The organism is Halomonas sp. G11 (assembly GCF_001663515.1).
Taxonomy (GTDB): Bacteria; Pseudomonadota; Gammaproteobacteria; order Pseudomonadales; family Halomonadaceae; genus Vreelandella.
On record NZ_LYXG01000043.1, the window covers coordinates 57,541 to 73,061 of the forward strand.

Below are 15,521 nucleotides of genomic sequence, written 5' to 3' on the forward strand. Positions count from 1 at the left end.
CTCGCTGACGCATCATTATTGAGCTTGGCTATTGTCGGGGGTTGGCAGTCGCTGCGCAATCATAACAGTTGACTTACGTCGCCAGCATGATAGAACAGCTCAAGCACAGGCATGTGCCCCACCCTATTCATGTGAGTTATCGATGGTCATTCGACACCGACATCTAACACGCTTCCTCGTACTATGCGGTCTGTCCGTCTTCAGCGCTCTCACTCACGCCAATACCCGTGAGGATATCGAGGCGCGTATCAGCGAGCTGAACAAGGAACTCTCTCGCCTTCACCAGCAGTTGGAGCAGGCCGAAGCGCTTGAAGCAAATGGTGAAGCCAGTGAGGCCGCCATTCAGTCCCCTGAGGTGGTCGCGCTTGAGGATCTCAGCGAGCGGCGCCAGTTGGAACAGGAATCCAGCCGCAATCCCTTTTCGATTACCACTCACCGGACCAACTACCTATTCCCGGTCAGCTATAACGAAAAACAGAACCGCGACAACTTCAAAAGTGTCTCGTCAGATGCTCCACCGGATAGCACCGAGCTGAAGTTCCAGTTCAGTGCCAAGGTCAATCTGGCAGAGAATGTGTTATGGGGCGACTACGGTGACGTTTATTTTGGCTATACCCAGCGCAGCTGGTGGCAGGCCTTCAACACAGAGGCCTCTTCACCGTTTCGTGAGACCAACTACGAGCCCGAAGTGTTTATCGATATTGATGCACCCTGGGAAGCCCTGGGTTGGGTCAACACACGCAACCGTATTGCGGTCAACCATCAGTCCAACGGCCGTTCGGACCCATTCTCGCGCAGTTGGAACCGTGTCTATCTCGAGAGCATCTTTCAAAGCGGCGACTGGGCCGTCACCTTCGCACCCCACTGGCGGGTTCCCGAAGCCGAAGGCGATGACGATAACCCGGATATTGAACGCTATATGGGTTACGGCGACATCCGTGTCGCGAAACGACTCGACGACAACCATGAGGTCAGTGGCCAACTGCGGGGGAATCCCAGCGCTGGCAATATGGGGACTCAAATCGACTACAGCTGGCCGGCCTTCAATTCCTTACGCGCTCATGTCCAGTACTACTACGGTTACGGCGAGAGCCTGATCGACTACGATCACCGCGTGCATCGCTTGAGCATCGGGTTCAGTTTAAACCCGTTGTTCAGTGCCAGCGGCCTGAACCGATAGGCAACTCACTTGTCAGTAACTATGCGACTGCTATGCTGATAGCTGTTCATTAACCGTCAAAGGAAGACATCATGGCTAAACGTCAAAACGAAAGCGCTGCTCAGGCCGATCAACTGAAAGAAGATCTGCGCCATCTGAGCGATACCGTTGAAGAACTGGTCAATGCCACCTCAAAAGACGCCAGTGGCGAAATGCGTGACCTGCGCACCCGTGCCGAACAGCGTCTCAAGGATACCCGCCAGCGGCTGGAAGCGCGTGGCGAGCGTATTTATGAAGACACCCGCGATTCCCTGACGCACCAAGCTGATGCCTGCGACCGCTATGTCCACGAAAATCCCTGGACCAGCATCGGCATCGGTGCAGCGGCTGGCGTCATCATCGGTATGCTTATCGGTCGTCGCTAATGGCTTTGGGTCCTACCCAACGCGTTTTTTCAGCGGCTAAACGCCTACTCAATTCGCTGATCGCCAACGGCGAAACGCGTTTGCGTTTAGCGGTGGTAGAGCTGGAGGAAGAACGCTCACGACTGCTTGTACTCCTGCTGTTGGCTGGCGCCAGCCTGCTTTTGCTGCTGCTCGGCGTCGCCACGCTGGTGGCACTGGTGGTGGTACTGTTCTGGGATACCTATCGGCTCGCCGCAATTGGCGGAAGCGCTCTGGTATTGATTATGGCCAGCTTCACGCTGGCCGTGATAGCGCTTCGCCAAGCGAAACAGCACACCTTGCTGAAAGAAACGCTGAACCAATTGGCAGCCGACCGCGCCTTGCTGGAGGCTAAAAATGAGTCCGACCAACGCCCCCGCTAAGCCACCAGGCGCCGACACCAGGCCACCTTCCCGGGCGGAGCGCAAGGCGCGCCTGTTAGCCGAACTGGAGCAGCAGCGTGTGGATATCCTTGTCGACAGTGATCAGCTATTGCGCGCGGCGTCTCCCCTCGACTCCAATTGGCAACGCTTTAAAATACCTGCTTATGTCGTCGGCGGTATCGTTGCCTTGCGCCTGGCCCGTCATCCTCGCGGGGTACTGACAGGTGGCCGTAAAGTCCTGGCGGGGTACATGCTTTTACGCAAGCTCAAGCTGCTTGCCAAGGCGACCACCTAGTACCCTCAACGGTTTGCCTGGGTCAGCAAGCCTGACCGCAGGCGACCCCGCTGGCCCAGGCCCACTGAAAGTTATAGCCTCCCAGCTCACCGGTCACGTCGAGCACTTCGCCAATGAACCGCAACTGGGGCAATCCACTGACCTCAAAGGTCTTGGATGAGATTGCCTGGGTATCCACGCCCCCCATTGTGACTTCCGCCGTTCGCCATCCTTCAGTACCGGCAGGTTTCAACTGCCAGCGGTTCAGCCTTGCCGCCCAACGCTCAAGCTGGGCATTGCTGTATTGCGCCAAGGGTTGCCTGTCATGGCCTTCTGGATACCAGTCACAAAGCGATTGCGCCACGCGCTTGGGCAAATAATCCATCAGCCAGGTGGCCAACTGGCGTTTAGGTGTGTGTTCGCGGGCATGATGCAGCAACGCCTTGGCGTCCTGCTGCGGCAATAAATCAATTTCGATCGCCTCGCCGGGCGCCCAGACGCTGGATGCTTGCAGCATACCAGGGCCGGATAACCCGCGATGGGTAAACAGCATGGGTTCGTTGAAACGCTGTGCGCCAGCACTCACCGTCACCGGCAAGCTGACGCCCGATAGATCGCTGGCCCTGGCTTTCCACTGATCGCTGAGCGTAAACGGCACAAGGCCCGGTGTCGTCGGCTGCACGGCAAGACCAAACTGACGGGCGAGGTCGTACCCGAAGCCACTCGCCCCCATGGTCGGAATCGACAGTCCCCCGCTTGCCACGACGACGACCCCCGCATCGATACTCCCCATCGAGGTCGTTAGCCGCATGGCACTGCCCTGCTCCTCGACGCGGGTGATCTGAGTACTGAGCCGTATGTCAGCGCCCGCCCACTCGCACTCGGTGAGCAGCATGCGGACGATCTCTTTGGCAGAGGTCGCACAGAATAGCTGGCCGGGCGTTTTTTCTACGTAGTCAATCCCATGACGCTCTACCAGCTCGACAAAATGCTCGGGCCGATAGCGTTTTAACGCCGAAATACAAAAGTAGGGGTTTGACGAGTAAAAGTGCTGTGGCGTAGTGCCAAGATTGGTAAAGTTGCAGCGCCCACCGCCTGACATCAGGATTTTTTTGCCGGCTTTTTTCGCATGATCAATCACCAACACACGCTTTCCGGCATAGCCCGCTTGGGCGGCACACATCAGGCCTGCCGCACCAGCCCCAATGATCACGACATCGTAGGTCATTCGTTAGCGCTCCAAGCTTGGCAAAAGGCGGCATTTTAACAGCCTCCAGGGGCATTTTTATTGTATAATTGAAATAATAAATATAGCTTTTGTATAAAATTAAACCACTATCGACATCGACAAAATAAACCGCTGCCTGACGTCAGCGCACGCGGTCCACGTATTGCAGAGAGACTTATGCCTTTATTGTGCCGCCGCCTGGCTGTCACGCTACTGCTTATCACTGCCCCCATCACCAGCCTGGCTCAATCCGAGCCCAGCGTGATTGGTGTTCGGGCCACGCTTGCCCCCTGGTCTGACCCCATTGAAGCATTGGGCACGCTACGCGCCGATGAGAGCGTGACGCTATCAGCCACTGTCACCGACACCATTGCCGAGATCAATTTTCAGGACGGCCAGCGCGTGGCCGAAGGCGATACCCTCATTCGCCTGCAGGACGCTGAAGAGCAGGCACGTTTAAGGGCTGCACAATCGTTACGAGACGAGCGGCGTAATGCACTGGGGCGGGCCTCAGAGTTGCAGAACCGCAATCTGGCAGCCCGCGCCGACGTAGAAGACAACCAGTCTCGCGTTGACCAGGCCGAGGCTGACATTGCGGCGTTACGAGCACGCCTTGCGGATTACCGCCTCACCGCGCCGTTCAGTGGCCGTGTTGGCACGCGCAATGTCAGCCCTGGGGCATTGGTGACGCCAGGCATGGAACTGATCACGCTGGACAAACTGGATATCATGAAGCTGGATTTCAGCGTGTCTGAAACCTACCTCGGCCGACTTGCGCCCGGGTTGGCACTCAGTGCCACCACCGCCGCCTATCCGGACGCGGTATTCAACGGTGAAATTGCCAGTCTGGGGACGCGTGTCGACCCGGTGACCCGCAGCATTGGCGTTCGTGCTGAAATCGATAACGCGGATGAAAAGCTGCGCCCCGGCATGCTGATGGAAGTCGTGGTTCGCCAGCAGCCCCGGCAAAGCGTGGTGGTGCCCGAAGCAGCCGTCCAGCCTAATGGCAATCGTCACTTCGTGATGCTGATCGACGATCACGACAGCGCCCCTCGGTTACGCCAGCAGAGCGTCGAACTAGGCGAGCGGCGGGCAGGCGAAGTGGAGATCAACCAAGGGTTAGCGGCCAATGACATCGTCGCGGTGCATGGCCTGCAGCGCGCCCGGGATGGTCAAGCGGTGCGGCTGATTGGCCTGCTGGACGAAGATACCGATGTGCGTGACTTACTCGAGGCGGATCGCTAATGCGCTTATCGGATATCTCGGTTCAGCGCCCTGTCCTTGCAGTGGTGATGGCGGCGTTGATCATTGCCTTTGGCCTGCTGGCGCTTGACCGCTTGCCGCTTCAGGAATATCCCACCGTCGACCCGCCCGTTGTGAGTATCGATACCCGCTACCCCGGCGCGTCGGCGAGCGTCGTGGAAACACGCATTACCCAGGTGCTTGAAGACCGCATCGCTGGCGTGGAAGGGATCGACCTGATCACCTCGGAAAGCGAGGACGGCCGCTCCCGTATCGATATCGAATTTGCCCTGACCATGGATATCGACGCGGCAGCCAACGATGTGCGTGACCGGATAGGCGGCGCATTGCGCAACCTGCCCGATGACGCCGAGAACCCCGAGGTAAGCAAAGCCGACAGCAGCGAGGAAGTCGTGGTGTGGTTGAGCCTTTCCGGGGACGGCTATTCGATCACCGAGCTGACCGACTACGCCAACCGCTTTCTGGTGGATAGCCTTTCAGTACAGCCGGGTGTCGCCAGGGTGCGCGTGGGCGGCGGCCGGGACTACGCCATGCGCGTGTGGATTGACCGCAACGCCATGGCAGCACGGAATTTAACCGTCGGCGATATTGAGGATTCACTACGCGCCGAAAACGTCGAGCTACCCGCTGGCGCCATCGAGTCCGAAGATCGTCAATTCATCGTGCGCCTGCCGCGCACCTTTGAAACCGCCGATGACTTTCAGGCACTCCCGCTTGCCGAAGGCGACGATGGCTATCTGGTCCGCCTGGGCGACGTTGCCCGCGTCGAGGTCGGCTCCGTGGAGGACCGCACGGTCTTCCGCGCCAACGGCACTCCCATGGTGGGCCTCGGCATGATCATGCAGTCGACCGCCAACGTCGTTGAACTCTCAGGCGCGGTGCGCCAGGAGCTCGAACGCCTGCAATCGACGCTTCCGGATGGCATGTCGCTCAGCTTGAACTACGACGCGTCGGTATTCGTCTCGGGAGCCATCAAGCAGGTCGTGTTGACGTTATTGATCTCGATGGTGCTGGTTATTGTGGTCATGTTCCTGTTCTTGGGCAACCTGCGCACCACGCTGGTCCCGGCGGTTACCGTGCCGATCGCCATCATTGGTGCCTTTACCGCGCTTGCGGTCATGAACTTTTCCATCAACCTGCTGACCCTGCTGGCACTGGTGCTGGCGATCGGGTTGATTGTCGATGACGCCATTGTCGTCCTGGAAAACATCAACCGGCGCATGCACGACGAAGGCGAAACACCTCTGGTGGCCGCGTTTCGTGGCACCCGCCAGATCGCCTTTGCGGTCATTGCCACCACGCTGGTATTGATCGCGGTTTTTGTGCCGCTCAGCATGCTGCAAGGCGATATTGGGCGGTTATTTTCCGAGTTTGCCCTCACCATGGCCGCAGCGGTCGCCATCTCCACCCTGCTGGCACTGACATTGACGCCGATGATGGCGTCCAAAATACTTTCGCCACGCATGCATGACAGCCGCCTATCCCAACGCGTGCAGCGCATCATGCGTAGCGCCCAACACCATTACCGTTCCTTGCTCGAAGTGCTGCTCGCAAGACGCAGCTGGGTCGTCGCCGTCTTTGGCCTGCTGATTGCGCTGACTGCCTGGTTAAGTCAACTATTGCCCAACGAATACACCCCCCAGGAAGATCGGGGTAACTTCATCGTGCTGGTCAACGGGCCCGAAGGCGCCACCTTCGACTACATGATGGATTACATGGATGAGATAGAAGCCCGCTTGACGCCAATGGTCGACAGCGGTGAGCTGGAACGGATTGTCGTTCGCGCGCCGCGCGGCTACGGCAATATTGAAAACTTCAACAGCGGTTTCATCATCGTCAATATGGCCGACTGGGGCAGCCGTCGCAGCGCCTGGGCGATCATGGACGATGTTCGCGCTGAGCTGAACACCTTACCCGGCGTGCAGGCCTTCCCGGTCATGCGTCAAGGCTTCGGCCAGCGCACGCAAAAGCCCGTACAGTTCGTGCTCGGCGGAGGCACCTACGAAGAACTGGCCGAATGGCGCGACCGACTGATTGATCATATCCGCGATGATAACCCACGCATTCGCGCCATCGAAAGCAACTACGACGAGACGCAGCCCCAGCTCAACGTGGAGATAGACGAGCAGCGAGCCGCCGCCCTGGGGGTCACGGTCAGCGAGATCGGTCGCACGCTGGAAGTCCTGCTGGGTGGGCGCAACGTCACCCGCTATGTCGATAACGGTGAAGAATACGATGTCATCGTTGAAGGCGATCGCGCCAGCCAGAACAGCCCCCGCTCACTGGACAACATTCAGGTCCGTTCGCTGCGCTCGGGCGAGCTTATTCCCCTGGCGAGCCTTGTGACATTAAGCGACGCGGCAGGAGCCAGTACGCTTAACCGTTTCGACCGCGTGCGCTCGATCACCATCGAGGCCAACCTCGCGGATGGCTATCCTCTTGGCGAAGCCCTGGATTACCTGGAGCAAAGCGCCGACTCACTGCTGCCCGAAGAGGCACAGACCAATGTTGCCGGGGCATCACGGGATTTCCAGGACGCCAGCGGCGCCACCACCTTCCTGCTGGTGCTGGGCGCACTGGTGGTCTTTCTGGTATTGGCCGCCCAGTTTGAAAGCTTCATTCACCCCCTGGTCATCATGCTCACGGTACCCCTTGCCATGAGCGGCGCCTTGCTGGCGCTATGGTTAACCGGCCAATCGCTGAATATTTACAGCCAGGTGGGGCTGGTACTGCTGATTGGCCTCGCCGCTAAAAACGGCATACTGATCGTCGAGTTCGCCAATCAGTTGCGCGATGAGGGCAAGGCATTCCGTGACGCCCTCATAGAAGCCTCGGTCACCCGACTGCGGCCGATTCTAATGACCGCGATCACCACCATGGCAGGGGCGGTTCCCCTGATCGTCTCGAGCGGCCCGGGTGCCGAGTCGCGCTATGTGATTGGTATTGTCATCATGGCCGGCGTGGGGGCGGCCACACTGTTCACGCTGTTTGTAGTGCCGGTCGCCTACGATTTACTGTCTCGACACAGTGGCTCGCCAGGCGCCGTCAAACGCCGACTGGAGCATGAAATCGCCCAGTCGCCACCGGAACGCTAACCAAGGCGCGGCATCTATACATTTCTGTTGCCAATCAGCAAAAAGGGCGCACCTGGTGGTGCGCCCTCTTATGCATTACCCGCCAAGCTAAGCTTAACAATCGCCCAGGCGCTGGCCCTCAATCTGGGTCTGCATGTTCAGCTCGCCCATGGGCGACTGCGTCATGATATCAACGGAGCCTTCGATGCGCTCACCCATGAACTGCATATCCCCATCAATGTTGGCTTCGCCGCCGTCAGCCCGGCAAACCATGCTGTAGGAAAGGCCGTCGGCACTGGTGTCCTGATCGAGCAGTTCGCAGCCTTCTTCTTCCTCGATAAAGCCCAGATCGGCATCTTCCAGGTCTTCCTGGGTGATGCACTGCTGTTCGGTGTCGGTCTGGTCAGGAATTGGCATGTCGCCGCTCACGGTGGTGGTACTGACAAATTCCCATGACCCGGGCGTTATGTTGGGTGTTTCCGCCCATGCGGCTACCGGCAAGGCCACCAGGGCCACTACGGCCAGCTGTCGTAACTTCATCGCTGCTCTCCATTGCGTTATAAAACGGCGTTTAGCCTGACTGATTGCATGCGGCAATGCCTCTCGGTGACACGGCTGCTACACTAAAGTGCCACTGTCAAAAGGATCGCACCATGCAAGAAGATACCTTAGTAGAGTATGACGCCTACTGCCCCTACTGCGATACCTTGTTAACACTATTGATTGATCCTTCACAGGGCAGTCATGTTACCTGGGAGGATTGCCACCAGTGCTGTGCGCCTATCCAACTGGCTATCGAGGTATCGCTGGTCACCGGCGAGCTGGAAAGCGTCAGTCTGGGCAGCGATGACGATGTGCTCTAACCTGACGCTTTCAACACCTGCTGACGCTTGGCCTCGTTGCGCCGCATGATATACCACGCCAGCAGCGTTGCCAGCGATACCGCTAAAATGATCAGCGTTGCCAGCGCATTGATCTTGGGTGATACCCCCATTCGCACCGACGAAAACACCACCATTGGCAGCGTATTGGCCCCAGGCCCCGATACAAAGCTGGCAATCACCAGGTCGTCCAGCGACAGCGTAAAGGCCAACAGCCAACCGGCCACCAGCGCTGGTGCGATCACCGGCAGCGTCACGCAGAAAAAGGTTTTCATCGGTGGCGACCCCAGGTCCATCGCGGCCTCCTCGATGGACCGATCAATCTCACGCAGGCGAGCTGCCACCACCACGGCCACGTAAGCACTGCAGAAGGTGGTATGCGCAATCCAGATGGTCGCCATCCCCCGGTCGGCGGGCCAGCCGGTGATCTGGGCCATTTGCACGAACAGCAGCAATAGCGACAGTCCGGTGATCACCTCCGGCATTACCAGGGGGGCGGTGATCATGGTGGAAAGCGCCGTTTTGCCGCGAAATTGCCCATAGCGGGTCATCACAAACGCCGCGACAGTCCCCAGGCATACCGCCATGCTGGCGGAGAAAAAGGCAATGCGCAGGCTCATCCATATGGCTGAAAGGATTTGCTCATCGCGAAACAGCTCCCCGTACCATTGGGTAGAAAACCCCGCCCAAACGGTCACCAGTTGGGAGGCGTTGAACGAGTACACCACCAGCACCAGCATCGGTACATACAGGAAGAGCAGCCCAAGGACCAGCATGACGCTGCTAAAGCGGAGACGAGGCTTGGCAAGGCTCATTCGTTCAACCCCCGTGACTGATGACGGTGGAACCAGACGATCGGGATCAACAACAGCAGCAACATGACCATGGCAAGCGCCGAGGCCACGGGCCAGTCACGGTTGTTGAAGAACTCTTCCCAGAGCACCTTGCCGATCATCAAGGTATCCGGCCCGCCCAGCAGTTCAGGGATCACAAACTCACCGACGGCGGGAATGAACACCAGCATCGAACCGGCAATGATCCCCCCCATGGACAGCGGTAGTGTCACCTTGATGAAGGTGTTCAGCTTGCGTGAGCCGAGGTCCGACGCTGCCTCGAGCAGCGCATTGTCCAGCCGGGTCAGATGGGCGTAAAGCGGCAGCACCATGAACGGCAGGTAGGCGTAGACAATCCCGATAATCACCGCGAACTGGGTATTCATCATCCGCAGGGGAGCGTCGATCAGCCCTATGCCTATCAGCAGATTATTCAGTAAGCCACTGTTGCCGAGGATGCCCATCCAGGCATAGATCCGGATCAGAAACGACGTCCAGGATGGCAGCATCACCAGCAGCAACAAAATCATCTGCCAGCGCGCACTCGCTCGCGCCATGGCGTAGGCCATGGGATAACCGATCAACAGGCAGGCCAGGGTCGAGATGAAGGCGGTTTTCAGCGACCCCCAATACGCCGCCGCATACAGCGAATCCGATGCCAGAAACAGGTAGTTGCCTAGGTTGAGGGCAATATTCAGGGTTTGGTCGACGACCTCGACCAAGGGCCCGTAGGGCGGCACCGCGATGGCCGCCTCCGAGAAACTGATTTTCAGCACAAGCGCAAAGGGCAGCAGAAAGAATAGCGTCAGCCACACAAGTGGCAACGCAATAACCGCACGCCGCCCCAGTTGAAGGCGTTTCAGCGTGGCGGAAAATCGAGCAGGCATCATTCAGACGGTCTCCTGAGCATCCACCGCAAAAGGCACTTTTCAAGGCACTTTCCATAGACGAGTAAGGTGCGCATGTTAACGGTTCAGCACCATGGCGCTATGATCTTCCCAGTACACATACACCTGGTCTTCCCAGGTGGGCCGGTCACCGCGACGCTCGGTATTGGCCATGCTGACCTTGATGAGCTGACCACTGGGGGTGCGCACGTAATAAAGCGAAAAGCCACCCAGATAGGCGATATCTTCCACCTTGCCTGCGCTCCAGTTACAGGCAGTGGATGGGCATTCGCGGGTCAGCCAGATTTTCTCGGGCCGAAGCGCGGCCCACACCCGCCGGTCCACGGCCTGGGTGGTTATGCCGTGGTCGATATAGATCGGCCGTTCGAGCAGCGGCGAGACGATTTTACAGTGGTCGGCGGCGTCTTCGACGATTTCACCTTCAAACAGATTCACCGTGCCGACAAATTCGGCCACCATGCGGCTGACCGGGCTTTCGTAGACATCGATCGGCGAGCCTACCTGCTCGATCCAGCCGTCGGCCATGATCGCCACGCGGTCGGCCATGGTCATGGCTTCTTCCTGATCGTGGGTGACCATGATGCAGGTCACCCCGACCTGCTCGATGATCTCGACCACTTCCAACTGCATTTCGGTACGCAGTTTCTTGTCCAGCGCCCCCATCGGCTCATCAAGCAGCAACAGCTTGGGGCGTTTGGCCAGCGAGCGGGCAAGTGCCACGCGCTGGCGCTGGCCGCCGGAAAGCTGGTGTGGCTTGCGCTTGGCAAAACGCTCCATGTGCACCAGCTTGAGCATATGCGCGACCCGCGCCTCGATATCCGCCTTGGGCAGTTTGTCCTGCTTTAGCCCAAAGGCGATGTTCTGGGCCACGGTCAAGTGCGGAAACAGCGCATAGGATTGAAACATCATGTTGATGGGCCGCTTGTGCGGCGGCATGGCGGTAATATCGTCGCCGCCCAACAAGATACGTCCCTCGGTGGGCGTTTCAAACCCCGCCAACATGCGTAGCAGCGTTGACTTGCCGGAGCCAGAGCCACCCAGCAAGGCAAAAATCTCACCGCGCTTTACCTGCAGATTGACGTCATCTACCGCCAAGGCGTCATCAAAGCGTTTACTTAACCGCTTCACCTCCAGCACGATGTCGTCCGCGAACCGTGGGGCTTTGCCCAGGGCGCGCATTGCAGCGGCATTGGCAGGAAGATTGGATGACGCGTCGTTCGATAGCGGCGTAGTCACCATTCGCCACTCCCATCAAAAGGCCCGCAGACAGCGGGCATTCAAAAAACGAACAGCGAGCCCAGGCCAATCCTGTAGATGCCTGGGCTCGCCGTCGGATGAACGTATCTTAGCGGCCGGATTTTACGCGGTTCCAGATACGAGTGCGAGCGCGCTGGATGTCCTGAGGCTTTTCAACCTGCACGTAGAGGTTATCCATCACGTCAGTATCAGGGTAGATGGCGGGATCGTTGAGAATCTCATCTGAAAGGTATTCATCCGCTGCAGCGTTGGGGTTGGCATAACGCACGTACTCGGTTATTTCGGCGGCGATTTGCGGATCAAGAATAAAGTTGATGAAGGCATGGGCGTTATCGGGATTGGGCGCATCGGCGGGAATCGCCATCATGTCAAACCACAGAGCCGCGCCCTCTTTGGGGATGCTGTAGGCAATTTCGAAGTCACGCCCGGCTTCTTCAGCCCGGTCGGCCGCCTGGAAAATATCACCTGAGTAACCGGCCGCCACACAGATGTCGCCGTTGGCCAGGTCCGACACATAGCGAGACGAGTGGAAGTAGGTAATGTCATCACGCACTTTGGCGAGTAACTCACCTGCTGCTTCAAGGTCTTCGCGGCTTTCATTCGTCGGGTCCAGGCCCAGATAAACCATCGCGGGCGACAGCATTTCATCACCGGAATCCAGCATCGACAGCCCGCAACCGGCCTCGCTGAGTTGTCCGGTGATTTCAGGGTCAAACAGCAAGGCCCAACTGTCGACCGGGGCGTCTTCGCCTAGAATTTCTTCGACGCGATCAACGTTGTAACCAATACCATTGGTTCCCCACATATACGGCACCGAGTACTCGCTACCCGGATCGACCGCTTCCAGGTTCTCCATCAGCGCCGGATTCAAGTGCTTTAAATTGGGAATCTTGTCGTGATCCAGGGGTTGATACACACCGGCTTTCATCTGCCGCGTGAGGTAGTAGGTGGACGGCACCACCACATCGTAGCCGGACCGGCCCGAAAGCAATGCCGCATCGAGTATTTCATTGCTGTCAAATACGTCGTAGGTAACGTCGATGCCAGTGCGTTCCGTGAACTTTTCCAATGTGTCGGGTGCAATATAGTCGGACCAGTTGTATACCCGGACTTCATCGGCATTAACAGTGGTTGCCGTTGCGGCAAGTGAAATGGCCGCAACGGCCCTGGAAAGTTTGTGGATGTTCCCCATTACCCTGCTCCTTAGTGAAACCAACGATAAACTCAAGTAAGGTTTTAACCTTGCCCGTTCGCCACTGAGCGACTGGCCGTGCGAATTTTGCGGCGCGGAGCCCGCTACCGCAAGACAATGCAAAAAAAAGTATTATGTCCACAGGCAGCCAGTGTCTACCCCAGCGTAGCGCAATACTCAGCGTGCATGTATGCGAGCTTTATCAATAGTCTCTTCCTATCTGTTCGATGTTTTTTTCCAATTTCATCAGCTATGACTTAGCCCTTAGTCTAAGCATCAAGATTTTTTTACTGTCATTCGCTGCTGATGGAGATGTTATAGATGTCTTTGATCAATTCTGAAGTTAAACCGTTCAACGCAACCGCTTACTTGAACGGAGAATTCGTTGACGTTTCTGACGCCGATCTACAAGGTCAGTGGAGCATCTTCTTCTTCTATCCAGCCGACTTTACCTTTGTTTGCCCAACCGAGCTTGGCGATCTGGCAGACAACTATGAAGAGTTCAAGAAACTGGGTGTCGAAATTTACAGCGTCTCGACCGATACGCACTTTACCCACAAGGCATGGCACGACAGCTCCGAGACCATCGGCAAGCTGCAGTTCCCCATGATTGCCGACCCAACGCTGCGTATTTCACGCAACTTTGAAGTTCTGATTGAAGACGCGGGCCTCGCCGAGCGCGGCACCTTTGTTATCGACCCCGACGGCAAGATCCAGATCGTTGAAATCAATGCGGGCAACATTGGCCGCAACGCCGAAGAGCTGCTGCGCAAGGTGAAAGCCGCACAGTACGTGCGCGCCAACCCCAACGAAGTCTGCCCTGCCAAGTGGAAAGAAGGCGAAGAGACCCTCGCACCATCGCTGGATCTGGTCGGCAAGATCTAACGCTATTAACTAAGTCATCACTACGCCACAACGCGTTAGTTTTCGACAGGCACCCGGGCATCACCCGGGTGCCGTCGTCTGATACCCCTGGAACGACGACCCAGTTACCGTCATATACCTTTGCAAGCCAAGAGGTTGTTTCGATCATGCTCGACGCCAATTTAAAAGATCAGCTAAAAGCGTATTTGGAAAAAGTAACGCATCCGCTTGAGCTTGTCGCCTCGCTGGATGACGGTGATAAATCAAAGGAATTACTCAACCTGCTACAAGACATTAGCGGCTTGAGCGACAAGATCACCCTGTCGACGGAAGGCAACAATCCGCGCACACCGTCTTTCGCCATTACCCGGCCCGGCGAAGACACTGGCGTCGTGTTTGCGGGCATCCCCATGGGCCACGAGTTCACCTCCCTCGTCCTGGCCCTGCTGCAGGTTGGCGGACACCCGCCCAAGACCAGTGACGATGTCCTCGACCAGATCCGCGCGCTCGATCAGGAAATGGTCTTTGAAACCTACTATTCGCTGTCTTGCCAGAACTGCCCCGATGTTGTCCAGGCACTCAACCTGATGGCGATTTTCAACCCCAATATTCGCCACGTTGCCATCGACGGCGCTCTGTTCCAGGACGAGGTGGAAGACCGCGAGATCATGTCGGTGCCCAGCATCTACCTCAATGGCAAGCCATTTGATCAAGGTCGCATGACCCTTGAGCAAATTCTTGCCAAGGTGGATACCGGGGCCGCCGAACGCGAGGCGAAAAAACTCAGCGAAAAAGCGGCCTTTGACACCCTGGTGATTGGCGGTGGGCCGGCCGGCGCCGCGGCCGCCATTTACTCGGCGCGCAAAGGCATCCATACCGGCATCGCGGCCGAACGCTTCGGCGGTCAGGTGGCCGACACCATGGGCATTGAAAACTTCATCTCGGTATCGCACACCGAAGGGCCCAAGCTGGTCAGCGCGCTCGAAGAACACGTCAAGGATTACGAAGTGGACGTGATGAACCTGCAGCGCGCCACTTCGCTAAAAGCGGCCGATACGCAAGGTGGTCTGCATGAAGTGACATTGGCGTCCGGCGCCACGCTTAAAAGCAAGACGCTGGTATTGGCCACCGGCGCGCGCTGGCGTGAAATGAACGTGCCTGGCGAGCAGACCTACCGTAACAAAGGCGTGGCGTACTGCCCGCACTGCGACGGTCCATTGTTCAAGGGCAAGCATGTCGCCGTGATTGGCGGTGGTAATTCCGGCGTAGAGGCCGCGATTGACCTGGCAGGCATTGTCGGGCACGTGACGCTGATCGAGTTCATGGGCGAAATGCGCGCCGACGCCGTCCTGCAGAAAAAGCTCAAGAGCCTGCCCAACGTGGATATCATCCTCAACGCCCAGACCACCGAAGTGACCGGCGACGGTAGCCGCGTGAATGGCTTGACCTACAAGGACCGCACCAACGACGAAATCAAGCACGTCACGCTGGAAGGCATTTTTGTGCAGATTGGCCTGGTGCCCAACACCGAGTGGCTTAAGGACTCGCCCGTCGAGATGAGCCCACGTGGTGAAATCATCGTCGATGCGCACGGCATGACATCGGTGCCGGGTGTTTTTGCCGCCGGGGACGTCACCACCGTGCCTTACAAGCAGATCGTTATTGCCATGGGCGAAGGCGCCAAGGCATCACTGGGCGCCTTTGACTACCTGATCCGTCTCTAGGCCCCCGCCTCAAAGTCCCCTGACCGATCCACGGGTAG

The 15,521-nt window shown here is 57.8% G+C and carries 15 protein-coding genes; 9 read left to right on the forward strand and 6 right to left on the reverse strand.

All coding sequences use genetic code 11. The features are described from left to right. Positions 1-142: 142 nt before the first annotated feature. The 4 genes from ADS46_RS17300 (at position 143) to ADS46_RS17315 (ending at position 2,280) form a co-directional block, all read left to right on the forward strand. Positions 143-1,180, forward strand: a complete 1,038-nt coding sequence (locus ADS46_RS17300) for a phospholipase A (RefSeq protein ID WP_066322177.1) — start codon at positions 143-145, stop codon at positions 1,178-1,180. 71 nt (positions 1,181-1,251) lie between these two features. After that, complete coding sequence (locus ADS46_RS17305; RefSeq protein WP_066322180.1) at positions 1,252-1,584, forward strand: DUF883 family protein; 333 nt, start codon at positions 1,252-1,254, stop codon at positions 1,582-1,584. Beyond that, positions 1,584-1,985: a phage holin family protein gene (locus ADS46_RS17310; protein ID WP_066322187.1), complete on the forward strand. Its 402-nt coding sequence runs from the start codon at positions 1,584-1,586 to the stop codon at positions 1,983-1,985. The genes ADS46_RS17305 and ADS46_RS17310 overlap by 1 nt, the downstream gene beginning before the upstream one ends. Then, positions 1,960-2,280, forward strand: a complete 321-nt coding sequence (locus tag ADS46_RS17315; RefSeq protein WP_066322190.1) for a YqjK family protein — start codon at positions 1,960-1,962, stop codon at positions 2,278-2,280. The genes ADS46_RS17310 and ADS46_RS17315 overlap by 26 nt, the downstream gene beginning before the upstream one ends. A 22-nt stretch (positions 2,281-2,302) precedes the next feature. Here ADS46_RS17315 and ADS46_RS17320 read toward each other — a convergent pair whose 3' ends face one another. After that, complete coding sequence (locus tag ADS46_RS17320) at positions 2,303-3,487, reverse strand: NAD(P)/FAD-dependent oxidoreductase (RefSeq protein WP_066322192.1); 1,185 nt, start codon at positions 3,485-3,487, stop codon at positions 2,303-2,305. 177 nt (positions 3,488-3,664) lie between these two features. On the opposite strand from ADS46_RS17320, the gene ADS46_RS17325 reads away from it, so the two are divergent. Next, positions 3,665-4,732 carry an efflux RND transporter periplasmic adaptor subunit gene (locus ADS46_RS17325; protein ID WP_066322194.1) on the forward strand — a complete coding sequence of 356 codons (1,068 nt, stop codon included), beginning with the start codon at positions 3,665-3,667 and terminating at the stop codon, positions 4,730-4,732. Further along, positions 4,732-7,845 (forward strand): efflux RND transporter permease subunit, encoded by a 3,114-nt coding sequence (locus tag ADS46_RS17330; protein ID WP_066322195.1) that lies wholly within the window; start codon positions 4,732-4,734, stop codon positions 7,843-7,845. The genes ADS46_RS17325 and ADS46_RS17330 overlap by 1 nt, the downstream gene beginning before the upstream one ends. A gap of 93 nt (positions 7,846-7,938) precedes the next feature. Here ADS46_RS17330 and ADS46_RS17335 read toward each other — a convergent pair whose 3' ends face one another. Next, entirely contained in the window at positions 7,939-8,364 is a 426-nt protein-coding gene (locus ADS46_RS17335; protein WP_066322198.1) for a DUF3617 domain-containing protein, read from the reverse strand. Between the two features lie 113 nt (positions 8,365-8,477). On the opposite strand from ADS46_RS17335, the gene ADS46_RS17340 reads away from it, so the two are divergent. Then, the gene (locus tag ADS46_RS17340; protein ID WP_066322201.1) at positions 8,478-8,687 is read left to right on the forward strand and encodes a CPXCG motif-containing cysteine-rich protein; all 210 of its coding nucleotides are present in this window, start codon (positions 8,478-8,480) and stop codon (positions 8,685-8,687) included. Here the strand turns inward: ADS46_RS17340 and ADS46_RS17345 are convergent. The 4 genes from ADS46_RS17345 to ADS46_RS17360 form a co-directional block, all read right to left on the reverse strand. Further along, positions 8,684-9,520, reverse strand: coding sequence for an ABC transporter permease subunit (locus ADS46_RS17345; protein ID WP_066322202.1), 837 nt, complete (start codon positions 9,518-9,520; stop codon positions 8,684-8,686). The genes ADS46_RS17340 and ADS46_RS17345 overlap by 4 nt on opposite strands. Next, a complete protein-coding gene (locus ADS46_RS17350; RefSeq protein WP_066322205.1) occupies positions 9,517-10,428 on the reverse strand; it encodes an ABC transporter permease subunit in 912 nt (303 codons plus the stop codon). The genes ADS46_RS17345 and ADS46_RS17350 overlap by 4 nt, the downstream gene beginning before the upstream one ends. A gap of 75 nt (positions 10,429-10,503) precedes the next feature. Then, positions 10,504-11,685 (reverse strand): ABC transporter ATP-binding protein, encoded by a 1,182-nt coding sequence (locus tag ADS46_RS17355; RefSeq protein WP_066322211.1) that lies wholly within the window; start codon positions 11,683-11,685, stop codon positions 10,504-10,506. A 106-nt stretch (positions 11,686-11,791) separates the two neighbouring features. Further along, on the reverse strand, positions 11,792-12,895 hold the full coding sequence (locus ADS46_RS17360; RefSeq protein WP_066322218.1) for a polyamine ABC transporter substrate-binding protein: 1,104 nt from the start codon (positions 12,893-12,895) through the stop codon (positions 11,792-11,794). Between the two features lie 321 nt (positions 12,896-13,216). Between ADS46_RS17360 and ahpC the strand changes: the two genes are divergently transcribed. Further along, the gene (gene ahpC, locus ADS46_RS17365; RefSeq protein ID WP_066322220.1) at positions 13,217-13,780 is read left to right on the forward strand and encodes an alkyl hydroperoxide reductase subunit C; all 564 of its coding nucleotides are present in this window, start codon (positions 13,217-13,219) and stop codon (positions 13,778-13,780) included. 146 nt (positions 13,781-13,926) lie between these two features. Next, positions 13,927-15,483 (forward strand): alkyl hydroperoxide reductase subunit F, encoded by a 1,557-nt coding sequence (gene ahpF, locus ADS46_RS17370; protein ID WP_066322222.1) that lies wholly within the window; start codon positions 13,927-13,929, stop codon positions 15,481-15,483. Positions 15,484-15,521 lie beyond the last annotated feature (38 nt).

Excerpts from the sequence above, each read along its gene's own strand:
- ADS46_RS17300 (WP_066322177.1), top strand. The coding sequence starts at position 143 with ATGGTCATTCGACACCGACATCTAACACGCTTCCTCGTACTATGCGGT.
- ADS46_RS17305 (WP_066322180.1), top strand. The coding sequence starts at position 1,252 with ATGGCTAAACGTCAAAACGAAAGCGCTGCTCAGGCCGATCAACTGAAA.
- ADS46_RS17310 (WP_066322187.1), top strand. The coding sequence starts at position 1,584 with ATGGCTTTGGGTCCTACCCAACGCGTTTTTTCAGCGGCTAAACGCCTA.
- ADS46_RS17315 (WP_066322190.1), top strand. The coding sequence starts at position 1,960 with ATGAGTCCGACCAACGCCCCCGCTAAGCCACCAGGCGCCGACACCAGG.
- ADS46_RS17320 (WP_066322192.1), bottom strand. The coding sequence starts at position 3,487 with ATGACCTACGATGTCGTGATCATTGGGGCTGGTGCGGCAGGCCTGATG.
- ADS46_RS17325 (WP_066322194.1), top strand. The coding sequence starts at position 3,665 with ATGCCTTTATTGTGCCGCCGCCTGGCTGTCACGCTACTGCTTATCACT.
- ADS46_RS17330 (WP_066322195.1), top strand. The coding sequence starts at position 4,732 with ATGCGCTTATCGGATATCTCGGTTCAGCGCCCTGTCCTTGCAGTGGTG.
- ADS46_RS17335 (WP_066322198.1), bottom strand. The coding sequence starts at position 8,364 with ATGAAGTTACGACAGCTGGCCGTAGTGGCCCTGGTGGCCTTGCCGGTA.
- ADS46_RS17340 (WP_066322201.1), top strand. The coding sequence starts at position 8,478 with ATGCAAGAAGATACCTTAGTAGAGTATGACGCCTACTGCCCCTACTGC.
- ADS46_RS17345 (WP_066322202.1), bottom strand. The coding sequence starts at position 9,520 with ATGAGCCTTGCCAAGCCTCGTCTCCGCTTTAGCAGCGTCATGCTGGTC.
- ADS46_RS17350 (WP_066322205.1), bottom strand. The coding sequence starts at position 10,428 with ATGATGCCTGCTCGATTTTCCGCCACGCTGAAACGCCTTCAACTGGGG.
- ADS46_RS17355 (WP_066322211.1), bottom strand. The coding sequence starts at position 11,685 with ATGGTGACTACGCCGCTATCGAACGACGCGTCATCCAATCTTCCTGCC.
- ADS46_RS17360 (WP_066322218.1), bottom strand. The coding sequence starts at position 12,895 with ATGGGGAACATCCACAAACTTTCCAGGGCCGTTGCGGCCATTTCACTT.
- ahpC (WP_066322220.1), top strand. The coding sequence starts at position 13,217 with ATGTCTTTGATCAATTCTGAAGTTAAACCGTTCAACGCAACCGCTTAC.
- ahpF (WP_066322222.1), top strand. The coding sequence starts at position 13,927 with ATGCTCGACGCCAATTTAAAAGATCAGCTAAAAGCGTATTTGGAAAAA.